Raw genomic sequence first — 14,809 nt, forward strand, 5'->3', positions numbered from 1 at the left:
CCGCCCCCGCCCCAGGCCACCAACCACCCGCACCAACTGACCGGAGACCAGCACATGCCGTGGTTCGCCGTCGACGATGGGTTCGACAGCCACCCGAAGGTCCGCAAGGCGGGCAACGCCGCCGCGGGGCTGTTCTGCCGGCTCGGAGCGTTCAGCGCCCGACACTCCACCGACGGCCGGATCGACGGCATCGTGGCCCGCAGCTACGGCACCGCCGCCCAGCTCGCCAAGCTCGTCGCAGTCGGCATGCTGCACGACGCCCCGCACAACTGCGACCCGAAGCGCTGCCCGCAGCCGCCGGAGGACGGGTACGCGCTGCACGACTACCTCTTCTACAACCGGTCGCGGAGCCAGGTCGAGGCTGCGCGGGAGGCCGGCCGGAAGCGCCAGCAGAAGGGCCGCGACGCTCAGAAACAGGAGCGAACCGAAGCTCAACCGGGCCTCACCCGAGACTCAGGTGAAACTCACCTGAGGTCCGGGTGGGATCCGGTTGACCCCCAAAACGAATCCCGGTTTTCGGATTCCGTTGCAGGTCAGGAGGGTTCGTCACGGCGTGACACCCTCCAGGGTGCGACGGTGGTCCCCTCCCCGCCCCTCCCATCCCCCGTTCCTTCCTTCGGAAGGAACGCTGCTGCAGCAGAGCGGCCCGCGGCCTACCCCGACCGGCTCGGCGACCTGAAGGCCGCGATCGCCAACGCCGGGATCGCCGGCATCGGCTGGTCCCTCCGCGAATCCCAGTGGGAGTACACCCGCCAGGCCGTCGAACGCGTCGGCATCCCCGCGATGGTCGCGTACGCGATCAACTCCGCCCGCCTGAAGGGCGTCCCCGCCACCGCAGCCGCCTGGGTCGACGGCTGGCGCTCCCTCGAAGCACCCGTGCAGCAGGACGGCGTCGCCTACCTGCCCGCAGCGGTCGGCGGCCTACCGCCCCAGCTGTCCCGCACCGATCAGAAGTTCGCCGCCGGCCTCTCCCTCGCCGCGCGACTCGAAGCCGAGGACAACCAATGAACCGAGCCGAAGCAGCAAAGATCCTGACCAAGGCGTCCGCATTCGACGGACGCGACCCCAGCAGCGAAGCCGCCGCCACCGCCTGGGCCGAAGCCCTCCACGACGTCCCCGCCGACGCCGACGCCTTCGCCGCAGTCAGCCGCTTCTACTCCGAATCGACGGGCACCGAACCCGGCGGTCGCCGCTGGATGGAGCCCCACCACCTTCGCACCGTTCGTCGCAAGATCCGCGCCGAACGTCTCAGCAACGGCGCAGTGGTCTACGACGGCGACCCCGACGAGACCCCCGAGCAGTACCTGGCTCGCCGCCGAGCGCAGGAGAACGCAGCCGGGAGCGGTGACGTTCCAGTACGGCCAGCCCTTACCGCGATCGGTCCGAGGCGTTCGCCGGCCGTCAACGCCGAGCTGTCCGAGGACGACGTGCGGGCCCTGCGCCAGCAGCAGGACCTACGGCGGATGATGCGCGACACCTCGACCGCCTCGACCGCCACCCACCAGGCCCGCCGGGCCGCGATACTCGCCCACCCCGACCTCGCCGAGCAGCTCACCCAGCCGCCACTCGCCCTCGCCAGCCCGAGCCAGTGGACCGGCTACCTGCCACCCGAGCGCCTCCCCGACGGCCGGCCCAACCGGTCCCCGGTCCGCACGCAGATCCTCGCCCTGGTAGCAGACGCCGAACGCCGCCCCATCCGCACAGCCGCCTGAACGGAGCCACCATGACCACCCAGCCGACCATCGAGCAGCGCGTCGCCGAACGCTTCCGGCTCGACGTCGCCCAGCACAAGCTCACCGTCCTCCACGAGGACGGCCTCTACCGGCACTACCGGTACGCCACCCCCGGTGACAGCTCGCACTGGTTCGACATCGTCACCTGGCCCGGCACCCTAGTGATCAAGGGCGACATGGGCAGCTACACCTTCAGCCGCACCCAGGACATGCTCGACTTCTTCCGCCGCTCCGCCTGGGACGGCGGCCCCAACCTCCAGTACTGGGCCGAGAAGGTGGACGCCGTCGACCGGCACGCTGGCGTCCGCGAGTACTCCGAGGAACTCCTCCGCCAGCACATCGCCGACGACCTGGCCGACCTCACGGACTCCGGCACCGTCTCCGCCGAGTACCTGGCCGGCCTGCGCGAAGAACTCGACGATGAGCTGCTCGGCGAGCTTCCCATCTGGTGCATCGAGGACGAGGGCAACGCCCTCGCTGGCATCCGCCAGTTCGAGTACCGGCCCGCTGGTGAGGAGCCGTTCACCTTCGACCCCACCGAGTGGGACGTCCGCGACTGGGCCTGGCACTACGTGTGGTGCTGCCACGCCATCGTCTGGGGCATCGCTGCCTACGACCGCGCCAAGGCCGAGAAGCCCGCACCCGTCCAGGCCGCCGCGGCCACGGCGGAACCGGACGACGACCAGCTGGTCCTTGTCGCGGCCGGCGCCACCGAGGGGACCGCTCGATGACCACCCAGGCCGTCGAGGTCCGGTGTGCGCGCTGCCAGCAGCGCCGGGTCGTCCACCCCGCCAACCCCGACTGGGGTCACGCCCCCAGCCCGCTGTGCACCACCTGCTGGACCCGCTACGCGGACGCCCGCGAGGCCGACGACTACGTCGACTGGGACGACGCCCTCCGCAACGCCAGCGGCGACGAGGTCACCCACGTACTCACCGCCACCGAGGAGCCCACCCGATGAACCAGCCCCAGCCCCGGCACTTCGTTCACTGCTACGTCTACGACGGCTTCGACTGCACCTGCAGCACCCCCGCCGGCACCTACGACGGCAACCGACCCGGTCCTGAGGAGAGCCAGCCCGAAGCCGACTGCAGCAACTGCAACGCCATCGACCGCAGCACCTGCCCGACCTGCAGCTGCACCCCCGCCGGGCCCGACGCGCCCCTCGACCTCGACGCCATCCAGGCCCGGCACGACGCCGCCACCCCCGGGCCGTGGCGCTTCGAGCAGCATGGCCCGTTCGGCGATGACACGGTGATCGGCTTCAACGGCGCCATCGTTGGCGCGTTCACCTTCGGTGTCGGCGACGAGGCAGATGCTGACGCCGAGTTCACGATCGCCGCCCACACCGACGTCGCGGCCCTCCTCGCCCGGGTCCGGCAGCTGGAGGCCGAGTTGGCCGGCATGACCGACCTCCGCGACCGTGCCATCGCCCAGCAGGACAAGCTGCGTGATCAGCTCGCCACCGCCGAGGCCGAGCTCCGCCGCGAGCGCGCCGCCCACCACAGCACCATCGACGAGCGTGACCGGGCCACCGACTGCGCCGACCGCCTGGCCGCCGTCGTCGCCCCCATCGACGTCCGCGGCGAACACTCGATCGGCAACTGCTCCTGGGAGGCGGCCCTGCACTACGCCGCCGAGCAGAAGCCCGCCGAGCCCGCCCTCACCGGCTGGGCCGCCGACATGGCCGACGCCGGCCTCACCCCGTACGAAGGCGCCATCACCCTCGACGCCGACGACGAGCCCTTCGTGCGGCTGCACGTCGCCTTCGCCGCCGACATGCCCGACCCGGAGCGCGAACGCTTCCTCGTCGGGCTCGGCCGGATCATCCTCGACGAGCTCTGAGGCCCCGCGCGCGGCCAGGACCGGACCACAGGCGGCCGCGCACGCCCACAGGCACCCCCCGAGTGCCACCCGAACGCCCACAGGCCCACATAGAGGCCGCCACGCCAGCCACAGGAGCCACCACCGTGACCATCGTTCACGCCGTCGAACGCATCCCCACCAGCCCCAGCGACCTCGCCTGCCTCATGTGGGAGCTGGAGCAGAACACCAAGCCCGGCCAACCCGACCCCTCCATCGCCCTGTGGGAGCGCCTGTACGCCCAGGAGGGCCACGACGTCGCCTCCCCGCTCTGGGCCGCCGCCTGCTCGTACTACGACCACATGTTCGCCGGTGACGACACCGACGACTGACCACCTTCTGGCCGCCCGGTCCCACGCCGGGCGACCAACCCCGAAGGAGCAACCCGTGACCGACCAGCCCGCCGACCTGCTCGCCGCCGCAGCCCAGCAACTCCGCGACCACATCGCCACCGGCAGGGCCGTCGTCCTCAACCCCAACGCCACGGAGTACCTCGCCCTGTGGCTGGAGACCACCGCCACCAACATCGACCTCGTCGACTACTGCATCGTCCACGGCGACGACCACCCGTGCCGTTGCATCGCCGAGCCCTGGGGCCTGGCCCGCGCGGTGCTCGGCCAGGACGGCGGCCAGCAGTGACTGGCGCCATCGTCTGTCCCACCCTCTGCTGGCCCTGCCAGTTCGGCCAGCACTACACCCCGCCCGCCCCGCACCCCTGGGCCGATGACGAGGACCACGCCCACGCTGCCGCAACCGGTCAGCCCGAGCCCACAGGCAACTGCGGCTGCTGGTGCGCCAAGACCGTCGGCCCGACGCGTGACGCTCAGCCCCTGGCTGGTCCTGGCCGGCGCCCTCGGCGGCGCCGGCCTCACCACCACCCTCTACGCACTCCACCCCTGGAGACGCACATGAACCCCGACCTCGCCACCGTCCTCGCCTGCAGCCCCGTCGCCTTCTGGTTCGCCTGCCGCATCGCCACCGCCCGGAGGATCCCCATGCCCGACATGCCCGACGACATCGGCGTCACCCCCGCCACTGGCACCCGGCCTGCCATCCTCTGGGCCCGCTACGGCAACACCACCGAGTTCCACGCCGTTCGCGGCACCCGGCAGGTCGACAGCGAGGCCGCCGACCACGAGGAGCCCCAGCCGTGACCACCGTCCCCACCCTCGAACAGCTCGGCATCCTCGCCAACATCGCCGACCGACGCATGCTCACCCCCGACGAGGCCGACCGCCTGCGCGCCGGTATCAGCGCGTTCGGCCGAGCCCTCAAGGCCGCCGCCGTCGGCCGCCTCGACCAGCAGGCGGCCGCCCGCCAGAAAGCCGAGAACGACCGGCTCCGCGCCCTCACCGCCGACTACGAACAGGTCATCGAGAACCAGCGCACCGAACTCCTTGCCGTCCGGCGCTCACTCGCCGGCACCGGCGCCGCCCTCCGTCGCGCCGAGGCCAAGGCCCGCCAGGCCGAGGCCAATCTGCAGGCCGCACTCACCCGGGATGCAGCATGACCAGCGCCTACACGCAGGACCTCATCAAGCAGCGCGACCGTGCCGCCGCGGAACTCCGCGCCGCCGAAGACGAGCTCGCCCGGTGGCGGCGCCAGGGCCGACGTGCCGACCGCTACCGCGCCGCCTGGCAGAGCGCGCGCCGCCGAGCCGTCGTCGCCCGCGTCGCCGTCAACAATGTGGCTGCCGCGGCCGAACAAGGTTGTGACGACCTCGGCCGCATGGCCCACGACCTGCTGGCCCGCGCTGAGCAGGCTGAGGCCGCGCTCACGCAGCCCCACCGCGCCCACGCCAGCCAGGACGCCCGATCCATGCTCCTGAATCTCCTCGCCCAGTGGGGAATGCGGAGCGGCCACGGCGCACGAGCCATCGTGGACGAGGCACTGCGCAGACACGCTGCCGAGCTGGGAACCAGCTTCGAGGCCCGGCCGCCGTCCTGCCCCACCTGCCTCTGGCCCGATCACCACGGCATCACCTGCCACGAGAACCTCGCCGTCCTGCGCTCGGCCGACGCGTCGTCGTGACCTGCCCCGACGACCTGTGGGACGGCTGGGAGGACGAGGCCCTACTCGACGACCTCGACCCCGACCAGTGGGACCCCATCCCGCCGCCCCGCACTATCCACGACGTCATCCCTGACCTCGCCGACTACCAGCCCAGGAGGACAGCATGACCAGCCGTACCGCCCGTTTCGCCGCCGCTTACGCGCTCCTCACCGCCGCCCACGAGGTCGCGGACCACTGGGTCCAAACCGACGGACAGGCCGCCGCCAAGGGCCAGCCCGGTCCCGATGGTGCCCGCAGCTGCGCGGCACACGTCGCCACCTACACCGCCACCCAGGCCATCGCCCTCATCGGCGGCGCCCGCCTGTTGGGCACGCACCTGCGGCCCGTGCCTACCGCCGCCGCGCTCGCCATCTCCGCCATCACCCACTACGCGGCTGACCGGCAGGCTGGCCACTGGCGCGACACGCACCCCCGCGGCGTCGCCCGCCTCGCCCACGCCACCGGCAGCAGCGCCTGGCTCCAGCGCGACCCCGGATCGCCCTACCTCCTCGACCAGGCCTGGCACAAGGGCTGGATCGCCGCCGCCGCGCTCATCGCCGCCTACTAACCCACCCGCCAAGAACAGCGCACCAGGAGACCGCACATGCTCCCCACCCCGCACCTGGACCGCCTCCGCACCCAGCTCGGCCAGCTGCCCGAGCTGATCACCCTGGCCCACCTCGCTCTCCAGCCCGGTGCGAGTCGGCGTGGGGCCCGCGTCTCCGGCGCCACCCGCACCGCACCGTTGCCGTGCAACCCCGGCGCCCTCTCCCTGATCGGCCCCACCGCCACCGCGACCGTCCACGACGAGTACGGCGACCAGGACGACACCCCCGGCCTCGACCTCCTCACCACCTGGGCCCGGACCGTGATCGAGGACCGGCAGCGCGCCAACGACTGGAGCGGATGGCTGCGGGTCAGCGCGCCGTTCATGCCGCTCGACTGGCGGGAGTCGACCGTCAGCCTCGCCGTCGCCTACCTGCGGCTCCACCTCGACTTCGCCGCCGGCCGCCCGTACGCCCGTGACCTTGCCGACGAGATCGGCCGCCTCCACGGCCACCTCAACCGAGCCGCCGGCCAGCCCATAGCCCCGCCGGCTCGACGGCAGGTGTGCCCCCGCTGCCAGCTCCTCACCGTCACCGTTCGGGCGGACGGGATGCGCGAGTGCTCGGACGTGGACTGCCAGGCTGTCCTGTCCGCCACCGAGTACGCCGACCGCGCCGAGCGCACCATCGCCGAACTCACCGCGGCCTGAGCTGCCAACCAGCGCCGGGCCAACCACGGATGCGCCCGGATGCGTGGCGGATGCGCCCCTGGTCAACGACATGAAACGGCCCCGCTCGGATACTCCGGGCGGGGCCGTGATGCGTGCGTGATGCGCCAGCAGAAACGTCACTTCGGGTGTAGGTCAGTCCTGCGGCCCTGCTGCGGTTTTCGGGTCTGGAAGTACGGCAACGCCTGTTTCCAGTCGACCACCTTTGACCGCCCCACCGTGATCACGGGCGGGAAGTTCGGATCTTCGCGGTGGAGCTGGGACACGCGCTGATGGCTCATCGACTTGACGATGTGCTCTGCCACGAGTCTTCGCGCTAGTTCACGAAACGACACCATGTCGGGCCCTCCTTCGTCGTCGGCCACTGGCACCATTCTTCCTGACTTACTAGCCATATGGCTAGGAAGTCGCTACCTTGGTTCTGGCAACAAAGAAGGCCCCGGCCGGCGCGCGAACGCCATATGGCCGGGGCCAGTCCCACCCTCATGCCGCTAAGCCGAGGAGAGCAGGACCATGCAGCAGCGTACCCGCAGCCAGCGCCGGATCATCAAGGCGCGCACCCACAACCAGCGCCAGACCACCAAGGCCCTGCGCACCGGTCAGCCCCTCACCGCCAAGGCTGCCCTCATCGACCGCGGCATGGACGCCGCCACCGCCGCCCGCTACTCCAGCGCGTTCTCCAAGGCCGCCGGCCCGGGCGTCGGCTCGGTCACCGAGCTGAAGCCGCGCCGGTCCAAGTCCACCGGCGAGCTCGTCGTCCTCAAGGTCCCGGCGAAGACCTTCACGCCCGCCCAGATCACCGCCGCGCTCGCCGTGTACCGGCCGAAGACCAACAAGGCCGCCGCCGAGCTGTTCGCCCGCCTCGCCCTCGCCGCCTAGGAGTCAGCATGACCACCGCCAAGAAGCACACCATCGTCATTACCCGCTCGCAGCTCTACCCGGAGGTCGCCCGGCCCGGTCCGGCCTGGCGGTGGAGCTACGACTACACGGTCGACGGAGGACCGGTCTGCCAGTACGGCACCGGCCTCGCGTCCCTGCGGCGCAGGCTGCGCGAGAAGTTCGGTGCGCGCAACGTCGACATCGTCGAGAGCTGGAAGCAGAACCCCACCGCCTGACCCTCGCAGTTGGCTCGGCGGCCGTGACCACCCCGGACGCCGAGCCCACCACCACCCGCGCCGCTTCCCCGGAGCACACCACCATGACCACCAAGCCCACCCCGCCGACCGCAACCGGCGCCATCGGCTGGGGCACCGCCATGGGACTCGTCCGCGCCGCCGCCGCCCTCATGGCCGGCTGGTCCCTCTACACCGTCGCCCGCCACTACGACGTCCCCCGGCCCCTCGCCCTCGCCGCCGGACTCGTCTTCGACGGCGTCGCCTACATGTGCCTCCGCATGGCCAGCGAAGCCGTCCGCGCCGGACGCTCCGCCGCCGGACCCGTCCTCGCCACCCTCGGCATGGCCGCCACCAGCATCTACCTCAACCTCGTCCACGCCCGCTTCACCGGCGGCGGACGACCCGCCGAAGTCCTCTACGCCTCACCGGCCGTCGGCCTCCTCCTCGTCTCCGCCCTCGCCTGGGCCACCGAACGAGCCGCCGCCCGCGCCGAACGCGGCGAGACCCCCATGCGCCTGCCCGCTTACGGCGCCCTCGGCTGGGCCCTCGCCCGAGACGAGGCCATCACCAACCTCCGCAAGCGCGCCGTCGCCCACGTGACCAGCGGCGCATCCATGCCGCATCCGCCCGCATCCGCCGTCCGGCGCACCGATCACCGCGCCCTGCTTCGCGAGCGCTTCGCCGCCATGGACCCCGCCGACGCCGTCGAGATCGCCGCCGCCTCCCACCCCGACAAGAGCCACGCCGAACTCGCGGAGATGCTCGCCACCTACGGCATCACCGTCTCCACCCTCGACGTCTCGCTCATCCTCGGCGAGGCCGCCGTGCCCACCGTCACCCTCGACCGCGTCCCCCAGCCCACGGCCGCGCCCGCACCCGCCATCGGCGCCCAGATGCGCCCGCATGCGGCACCGAATGCGCCGCAGGTCACCGGCCTGTCCAAGGCAGCCGCGATCACAACCATGGCCCAGCACCTCGGCGGCCTCGACACCCCCGCCGAATCCATCGCCATCGCCCTCGCCAAGCAGGACGTCACGGCCGACCTGGCCTACATCCGGCACCGCCTGTCCAAGGCCAAGAAGAAGGCCGCCGAGACGGCCATGCAGACCGAGCAGCAGCGCGCTGAACACGAGCGCCGCCACGGCAACGGCGGCTACGCCTGAAGGACATCACCGCGCGGACGGTCACCGCCGGGCCAGCCGCACACCCACGACGCCCCCGACAACCCTCCACGCCAGGAGACAGCCATGGGCCTCAGGTCCCTGCTCACCGGCGGCAACAAGACCGCCAGCACCACCCCGACCGGCCGCACCGCCAAGGACCGCCTGCGCGACAGCGACAACGTCCGCAAGGCCGACACCAACACCGCCAAGTGGCTCCGATCCGGCGGCCTCGCCCCCAAGAAGCGGAGCTGACCATGACGCCGCCACCCCCTCCGCCAGCCCACCCACCCACGATCGGACGGCCCCCCGAACAGGAACCCGTCCTCGAGTGGTGGCGCAAGAGCTGGCCCCCGAAACAGCCCGAGACGCACACCGAGCCCACGGCGCCTGTCGAAGCTGCCCAACAGCAGCCCTTCGACTGGAACGCCTTCGCGCACCAGATGGGCCACACCATCGGAACGCTGATCAACGAGACTCCCGAACAACGGGAAGCCCGCACCCAGGCCGACCGCGAAGCCCGCTACGCGGCCGAGGGGGAGACGGACGCCGAGCGCAAAGCCCGCCACCGTCGCGAGGCCGCCGCCCGCAAGCGCTCGGCATCCGCTCTGTGGCGCCAGGACAGCACCGGGCGAGCCCGCCGGTTCCGCCGCTGGTGCATCCTCACCGCCCTGTCTGCCTCCGCCGGTTACTCGATCGGCCTGGTCCAGTGGCTCGGCCACCTGCCCTACGGCGTCACCGTCGCCGCCCTGGCCGGGACCTACTGCCTCGACGTCTGGCTGCGCGGCGGCTGGTTCTCGGCAGTGCGCATCGCCGACCTGCACGGCGTGCGTCCGCTGATCGCGATCACTCTCACCCGCGTGCCCTTCGGCTCCGCGCTCGCTGCCAGCCTCCACCTCGGCCCCCTGCTGTCCGCCACCAGCCAGCTCTTCCACCACTAGGAGTACCGATCATGACTTCGCTGTTCGGCGCCTTTGGGTCCGGTGGCGTCTGCCTGGCCATCGCGGTCTGGGTGATCGTCGGCCACCGAGGCAAAGGCAAGCTCGCCGAGAAGCACAAGGACAGCCACACCGCCTGGTGGATGATCCTCTTCGGCGTATTCGCCGCCGGGGCTGGCCAGGCGTTCAGCGCACCGGGCACGGTGGGTGACACTCTCGCCCACGCCTTCTCCTCGCAGAACCAGGCGTTCGGCAACGTCGGCGTTGGCGCCGTCGCCGCGATCCTGACGATCGTTCTGTTCGGCACCAAGCCCCGGCCCATCCTGGACAGCATCCTCGGGCCCACCCTGCCGAGCGTGTACGCCGCCGCCGGTGGACTCTGGGCCCTCCCGCTCGCCGTGCTCGGCTCCGTGCTCAAGCCCCTGGTTGGTGCCTGATGAAGCGCTACCTCGAAGGGGTGTCGCTCACAGCCGTCGCCCAAGGTAACCGGCGCCTGCTGGCCCCACTGAAGACCCGCCACGCGGACGCGAAGGCCAGCCACACCGAAGCGCTCACAGCGTGGAAGGAACGCCGGGCCAAGGCCCGCGAGATCAAGGACCCCGACCAGCGCGCCAAGGCCCTGGAGGAGTTGCAGGGGGAGCGCCCCACCCACCCTCTGCTCGTCGCCACCGGGTGCACCGTCGTCGCGGCGGTGATCGTGTGGCCGATGCTCCACGGCCACCGAGCCGCCCTCCTCGCAGGAGCAGCAACTCTGTGGGTCCTGGCCGCCCTAATCGTCGGCCAGGACAACAGCGACTCGTCCGGCAAGGCCACCGCAAGCCCGGGGAACGACGCTGACGACCACGAGCCGGACGACGGGGAGTGGGTCCAGGAAGCCCCCGCACCCGAGGTGCTGTGGGCCCTCATCCGGCACACCGCCGGCCTCACCAAACAGGGCACCGCCGCACACCTCCAAGCGGTCCTCGAAGAGGGCCAGAAGCGGGGCCAGATGACCGACTGGAAGGTCGCCGATCTCGCCGACGAACTGGCCTCCCACGGGGTCGCCGTGGTGGAGCAGAAGAAGCTCACGATCGGGGGCCGCCAGTACAACCGCTCGGCTGTCCTCCTAGCCGACCTCCCCGAGGCCGACCCCGCGACCGTCCCGGCCATCGTCCACAGCGCCGCATGAGAGCGGTCCCCCGAGCCACCCGCGGCCCACCCCGAAGCCGACCAGTAGGCGGTAGGAACCGCAGGTCAGAGCCATCCCTACCGCTGTCCTACCCGGCCCCTACCGGGCCGTCCTACCCGACGACCTACCGACACCGGAGAGATCATGACCGTCATCCAGGCCCTCGGGGCCAGCACCGTCCTGACCCGAGCCGAGTACGACGAGCTCGTCTGCTGCGGTCAGCCCGCGCGCGTCGCCCACGCCACCGACACCCTGCCCGTGGCCGGAGCCGTCTGCGGTACCTGCCTGTGTGCCGTTACCTCGGTGCGCTACGGGGAGGCCAGCGTGCGCCCCTGTGACACGCACGCCCACTGACCCCTGACCCGAGAGGAAACGGCACCGTGACCATCGACCAGCAGCTCGACGCCGCGCACAACCGCCTCACCGAACTCCAGCAGCGCTTCATCGAGTGCGTCTTCGACGCGGACGAGCGTCGCCGTCTCGTCGACCAGATCCGTGCGATCCGCGACGAGATCACCCGGCTGTACGAGCTCCTGCCGGCCTGACCACGCCCCGGGGCGGCCGCCACGCCTGCCAGCAAACCGGCCGCCCCGGGCCTCCACCACCCAACACAGAGCAGGGAGACCGCCATCATGGCGTACAGCAACGGCGACGGAGAGCAGCCCACGACGGCCCAGGCCGAACCGCGCGTTGTCGAGCGCGGCGACGGCTACAGCGTCGTCTGGCCCCAGCCCGCACCCCAGCCCCAGCCCGGCAAGTAACCAACCCGCCCGCCCCAGGAACTACCGGGGCGGGCGGTTCCGCGAGAGGATGGACACATGACGCGCATCATCCGCAGCTGGATCCAGGCCCCCGGATTCGTGGAGGTCGTGGCCAAATCCGTATTCGCCGCAGCCCTCTGGTGCAGCCTGATCATCGCGCTGCGAGCGATCGGGTGACCGACGATCTCCCGCTGCCGTACGCCGACCACCCCGACTACCGGCCCGAGTGGGCGCCCAACGCCTGACCGGCAGGGACCGCTTGCGGAGTGATCGCTTCCCGTCGTAACCTCAGCTGCAGCAGGTAGCCCCTGCCCAGAAACGCCCCGAAGGCCCCGCAGACCAACGTCGCGGGGCCTTCGTGCTACCCGGGGAGGTGCGATGACCCGCTATCCCAACCCGCCGCTCGACCAGATCCACCCGGCCGACATCGCCGACCGAGCCGGCACCGCCGCCGCGTTCGGAGTCAGCGAGTCTGCGGTGAAGAAGTGGGCGATGCTCGGGCTGATCGAGGCACTTCCCATCCCCGGCGGCCCGCACCTGTACCACCTGCCCACCGCCGCCAAGGCCGAGTACCACTGCTGGCTCAACGGCGCCAACCGGCCCGCACGCGGCGGACGCCGACCCGACTGGCGCGTCGGACAAACCGCCGCGTAAGCGAACGAAACGCCGATGCTTGCGTGGTGGATGCCATGCCTGTCAAACTGCCGACGTTCGGCCAAGCCGGACACCACAGACCGCCGACAGACCTTCGGTCGGCCATATAGGTCCCGCTAGCCCGCAGAACACGGCGGCGGCGCAAGCCGTCTACATTGGCGAATGGGCCGAGCCTAACGAGTGGTGCCAAGCCGTGACGGCCCCTCGTTTTTTCTTCCGGAAGCCCCGCTGACTGCGGGGCTTCCGTGTTTCTGAGCCCAGCGGCCCCATCATCCCCCCAACGGGGCCGCTGCCTAATCACTGGGAGGTGACCATGCCCGGACGCCAGCTCGGCCCGGTCACCGACGAGATTCGTGCCGAGATCCTCCGCCTGCACGCCGAGGGCCTGTCCCGTAACGAGATCATGCGGCGCGTCGACCGGTCCGCCCGGGTTGTCACCGAGACCGTGCAAAACGCTGGGCTCACATTCGCCCGCTCCGCGCAGGTCGTCGCTGCAACCTCCGCCCGCCAGGTCGACAACCGGGACCGCCGAACCCGAGCCGTCCAGCGTCTCTACGACCGCGTCGAGCGCATCCAGGACCGCCTCGAAGAGGACGAGTACCGGTACCAGCACGTCACGCACACCGGCATGGTCGTCACCGTCTCCGACGAGTACCCGCCCGCCTCCGACGAGAAGCACCTTGCGAGCGCGGTCACCGGCTACCTGAACTCCGCGGCCCGCCTCGAAGCCATCGACGCCGGCACCGGCGCCGACGACGCCCTGTCCATGCTCGGCGCCCTCGCAGCCGGCATCGCGCGCTACGCGGAGGAGGACACCGGCGGGGAGGGCTGATGCTCGATCAGTTGCCGCTGTCCCGCAAGCAGCTCCGCTCCGTCGCGCAGGCTACGGCCCGCATCAACATCTGGTCCGGGGCGATCCGCTCCGGCAAGACCATCGCCAGCTTGTTGGCGTTCCTGATCGCCGTCTCGACCGCGCCGACGACCGGCCTGATCGTCATCGTCGGCCGGTCGCTACAAACGATCGAGCGCAACGTCCTCGACCCGCTGCAGACGCCCGAGCTATTCGGCCCGCTTGCCCGCCAGGTCCAGCACACCCGCGGCGCCACCACCGCCACGATCCTCGGCCGCACGATCCACCTGATCGGCGCCGCCGACGCCCGCGCCGAAGGCCGGCTGCGTGGCCTCACTGCCTCGCTCGCCTACGTGGACGAGGCGACGCTCATCCCCGAAGGGTTCTTCAACCAGCTCCTCGGCCGGCTGTCGGTTCCGGGCGCCCGGCTGTTCTCGACCACGAACCCCGACGGTCCGGCCCACTGGCTGAAGACTCGGTTCCTCGACCGCGCCAGTGAACTGGACCTGCGGTCGTGGCACTTCACGCTCGACGACAACCCGTCCCTCGCGCCGGCCTACGTCGCCTCCCTCAAGGCCGAGTATGTCGGGCTCTGGTACCGGCGGTTCATCGATGGCGCCTGGGTCCAGGCCGAGGGCGCCGTCTACGACATGTGGCAGCCCGACACCATGGTCGCCGACGTGCTGCCTCCGATGCAGCGTCTTCTTGGCGTCGGCGTCGACTACGGCACCGTCAACGCCTTCTCCGCCCTGTTGCTGGGCCTGGGTATCGATGGGCGGCTGTACGTCGTCTCCGAGTACCGCCACGACTCCCGCATCACCCGCCGACAGCTCACGGACGCCCAGTACTCCCAGGGCCTGCGCGACTGGCTGACCGCTCAGGACGCCCACCCGGACTGGCTGTTCGTCGACCCCTCGGCCGCCTCGTTCATGACCCAGCTGTGGGCCGACGGCCTCAGCAACGTGGCCAAGGCCGACAACGAAGTGCTGGACGGCATCCGCTCCGTGGGTGTCGCGCTCGGCTCCGGCCGGCTCCTGGTGCATCGCTCATGCCGCGGTCTGATCGACGAACTGCCCGGCTACGCGTGGGACGACAGCGCGGCAGCCAAGGGCCAGGACAAGCCCCTCAAGGTCAACGACCACTCCGTGGACGCCCTGCGGTACGTCCTGCACTCCACCGCGCACGAGTGGCGCGGCCTCATCCGCACCGACCTCAGCCAGGCCGCCTGACGGTCCTGACACG

The 14,809-nt window shown here is 71.2% G+C and carries 27 protein-coding genes; 26 read left to right on the forward strand and 1 reads right to left on the reverse strand.

Annotation, left to right across the window (positions count from 1 at the left end; genetic code table 11):
• The first annotated feature begins 54 nt into the window (after window positions 1-54).
• The 13 genes from ACZ4WV_RS05320 to ACZ4WV_RS05380 all read left to right on the forward strand — a co-directional run bounded on the left by ACZ4WV_RS05320 (window position 55) and on the right by ACZ4WV_RS05380 (window position 6,903).
• Entirely contained in the window at window positions 55-1,008 is a 954-nt protein-coding gene (locus ACZ4WV_RS05320; protein WP_465742983.1) for a hypothetical protein, read from the forward strand.
• Entirely contained in the window at window positions 1,005-1,712 is a 708-nt protein-coding gene (locus ACZ4WV_RS05325; protein WP_465742985.1) for a hypothetical protein, read from the forward strand. Before ACZ4WV_RS05320 ends, ACZ4WV_RS05325 begins: the two co-directional genes overlap by 4 nt.
• An 11-nt stretch (window positions 1,713-1,723) precedes the next feature.
• Window positions 1,724-2,464, forward strand: coding sequence for a hypothetical protein (locus ACZ4WV_RS05330; RefSeq protein ID WP_465742987.1), 741 nt, complete (start codon window positions 1,724-1,726; stop codon window positions 2,462-2,464).
• On the forward strand, window positions 2,461-2,694 hold the full coding sequence (locus ACZ4WV_RS05335) for a hypothetical protein (RefSeq protein ID WP_465742989.1): 234 nt from the start codon (window positions 2,461-2,463) through the stop codon (window positions 2,692-2,694). Before ACZ4WV_RS05330 ends, ACZ4WV_RS05335 begins: the two co-directional genes overlap by 4 nt.
• On the forward strand, window positions 2,691-3,578 hold the full coding sequence (locus ACZ4WV_RS05340; protein ID WP_465742991.1) for a hypothetical protein: 888 nt from the start codon (window positions 2,691-2,693) through the stop codon (window positions 3,576-3,578). Before ACZ4WV_RS05335 ends, ACZ4WV_RS05340 begins: the two co-directional genes overlap by 4 nt.
• Before the next feature lie 125 nt (window positions 3,579-3,703).
• The gene (locus ACZ4WV_RS05345) at window positions 3,704-3,928 is read left to right on the forward strand and encodes a hypothetical protein (protein ID WP_465742993.1); all 225 of its coding nucleotides are present in this window, start codon (window positions 3,704-3,706) and stop codon (window positions 3,926-3,928) included.
• A gap of 55 nt (window positions 3,929-3,983) precedes the next feature.
• Window positions 3,984-4,235 (forward strand): hypothetical protein, encoded by a 252-nt coding sequence (locus ACZ4WV_RS05350; protein WP_465742995.1) that lies wholly within the window; start codon window positions 3,984-3,986, stop codon window positions 4,233-4,235.
• Window positions 4,236-4,504: 269 nt separating this feature from the next.
• The gene (locus tag ACZ4WV_RS05355; protein ID WP_465742997.1) at window positions 4,505-4,750 is read left to right on the forward strand and encodes a hypothetical protein; all 246 of its coding nucleotides are present in this window, start codon (window positions 4,505-4,507) and stop codon (window positions 4,748-4,750) included.
• Window positions 4,747-5,106, forward strand: a complete 360-nt coding sequence (locus ACZ4WV_RS05360; protein WP_465742999.1) for a hypothetical protein — start codon at window positions 4,747-4,749, stop codon at window positions 5,104-5,106. Before ACZ4WV_RS05355 ends, ACZ4WV_RS05360 begins: the two co-directional genes overlap by 4 nt.
• Window positions 5,103-5,627, forward strand: a complete 525-nt coding sequence (locus ACZ4WV_RS05365) for a hypothetical protein (protein ID WP_465743001.1) — start codon at window positions 5,103-5,105, stop codon at window positions 5,625-5,627. The genes ACZ4WV_RS05360 and ACZ4WV_RS05365 overlap by 4 nt, the downstream gene beginning before the upstream one ends.
• Window positions 5,624-5,776 (forward strand): hypothetical protein, encoded by a 153-nt coding sequence (locus ACZ4WV_RS05370; RefSeq protein WP_465743003.1) that lies wholly within the window; start codon window positions 5,624-5,626, stop codon window positions 5,774-5,776. The genes ACZ4WV_RS05365 and ACZ4WV_RS05370 overlap by 4 nt, the downstream gene beginning before the upstream one ends.
• Complete coding sequence (locus tag ACZ4WV_RS05375) at window positions 5,773-6,216, forward strand: hypothetical protein (RefSeq protein WP_465743005.1); 444 nt, start codon at window positions 5,773-5,775, stop codon at window positions 6,214-6,216. The genes ACZ4WV_RS05370 and ACZ4WV_RS05375 overlap by 4 nt, the downstream gene beginning before the upstream one ends.
• Window positions 6,217-6,252: 36 nt before the next feature.
• The gene (locus tag ACZ4WV_RS05380; protein ID WP_465743007.1) at window positions 6,253-6,903 is read left to right on the forward strand and encodes a hypothetical protein; all 651 of its coding nucleotides are present in this window, start codon (window positions 6,253-6,255) and stop codon (window positions 6,901-6,903) included.
• A 137-nt stretch (window positions 6,904-7,040) separates the two neighbouring features.
• Here ACZ4WV_RS05380 and ACZ4WV_RS05385 read toward each other — a convergent pair whose 3' ends face one another.
• Window positions 7,041-7,295 (reverse strand): hypothetical protein, encoded by a 255-nt coding sequence (locus ACZ4WV_RS05385; protein WP_465743009.1) that lies wholly within the window; start codon window positions 7,293-7,295, stop codon window positions 7,041-7,043.
• 139 nt (window positions 7,296-7,434) lie between these two features.
• On the opposite strand from ACZ4WV_RS05385, the gene ACZ4WV_RS05390 reads away from it, so the two are divergent.
• The 13 genes from ACZ4WV_RS05390 to ACZ4WV_RS05450 all read left to right on the forward strand — a co-directional run bounded on the left by ACZ4WV_RS05390 (window position 7,435) and on the right by ACZ4WV_RS05450 (window position 14,796).
• Entirely contained in the window at window positions 7,435-7,800 is a 366-nt protein-coding gene (locus tag ACZ4WV_RS05390) for a hypothetical protein (protein WP_465743011.1), read from the forward strand.
• An 8-nt stretch (window positions 7,801-7,808) separates the two neighbouring features.
• Complete coding sequence (locus ACZ4WV_RS05395; protein ID WP_465743013.1) at window positions 7,809-8,036, forward strand: hypothetical protein; 228 nt, start codon at window positions 7,809-7,811, stop codon at window positions 8,034-8,036.
• A 23-nt stretch (window positions 8,037-8,059) separates the two neighbouring features.
• Window positions 8,060-9,199: a hypothetical protein gene (locus tag ACZ4WV_RS05400; protein ID WP_465743014.1), complete on the forward strand. Its 1,140-nt coding sequence runs from the start codon at window positions 8,060-8,062 to the stop codon at window positions 9,197-9,199.
• A gap of 84 nt (window positions 9,200-9,283) precedes the next feature.
• Complete coding sequence (locus ACZ4WV_RS05405; protein WP_465743016.1) at window positions 9,284-9,451, forward strand: hypothetical protein; 168 nt, start codon at window positions 9,284-9,286, stop codon at window positions 9,449-9,451.
• Window positions 9,452-9,453: 2 nt separating this feature from the next.
• The gene (locus ACZ4WV_RS05410) at window positions 9,454-10,137 is read left to right on the forward strand and encodes a hypothetical protein (RefSeq protein ID WP_465743018.1); all 684 of its coding nucleotides are present in this window, start codon (window positions 9,454-9,456) and stop codon (window positions 10,135-10,137) included.
• Between the two features lie 11 nt (window positions 10,138-10,148).
• Window positions 10,149-10,571, forward strand: a complete 423-nt coding sequence (locus ACZ4WV_RS05415; RefSeq protein ID WP_465743020.1) for a hypothetical protein — start codon at window positions 10,149-10,151, stop codon at window positions 10,569-10,571.
• On the forward strand, window positions 10,571-11,302 hold the full coding sequence (locus ACZ4WV_RS05420; protein WP_465743022.1) for a hypothetical protein: 732 nt from the start codon (window positions 10,571-10,573) through the stop codon (window positions 11,300-11,302). The genes ACZ4WV_RS05415 and ACZ4WV_RS05420 overlap by 1 nt, the downstream gene beginning before the upstream one ends.
• Before the next feature lie 144 nt (window positions 11,303-11,446).
• Entirely contained in the window at window positions 11,447-11,656 is a 210-nt protein-coding gene (locus tag ACZ4WV_RS05425) for a hypothetical protein (protein WP_465743024.1), read from the forward strand.
• 26 nt (window positions 11,657-11,682) lie between these two features.
• Window positions 11,683-11,847, forward strand: coding sequence for a hypothetical protein (locus tag ACZ4WV_RS05430; RefSeq protein ID WP_465743026.1), 165 nt, complete (start codon window positions 11,683-11,685; stop codon window positions 11,845-11,847).
• 87 nt (window positions 11,848-11,934) lie between these two features.
• Window positions 11,935-12,063 (forward strand): hypothetical protein, encoded by a 129-nt coding sequence (locus ACZ4WV_RS05435; RefSeq protein WP_465743028.1) that lies wholly within the window; start codon window positions 11,935-11,937, stop codon window positions 12,061-12,063.
• Window positions 12,064-12,441: 378 nt separating this feature from the next.
• On the forward strand, window positions 12,442-12,717 hold the full coding sequence (locus ACZ4WV_RS05440) for a hypothetical protein (RefSeq protein ID WP_465743030.1): 276 nt from the start codon (window positions 12,442-12,444) through the stop codon (window positions 12,715-12,717).
• 313 nt (window positions 12,718-13,030) lie between these two features.
• The gene (locus ACZ4WV_RS05445; RefSeq protein WP_465743032.1) at window positions 13,031-13,549 is read left to right on the forward strand and encodes a helix-turn-helix domain-containing protein; all 519 of its coding nucleotides are present in this window, start codon (window positions 13,031-13,033) and stop codon (window positions 13,547-13,549) included.
• On the forward strand, window positions 13,549-14,796 hold the full coding sequence (locus ACZ4WV_RS05450) for a PBSX family phage terminase large subunit (RefSeq protein ID WP_465743034.1): 1,248 nt from the start codon (window positions 13,549-13,551) through the stop codon (window positions 14,794-14,796). The genes ACZ4WV_RS05445 and ACZ4WV_RS05450 overlap by 1 nt, the downstream gene beginning before the upstream one ends.
• Window positions 14,797-14,809 lie beyond the last annotated feature (13 nt).

This window comes from Kitasatospora sp. NPDC029312 (genome assembly GCF_055569215.1).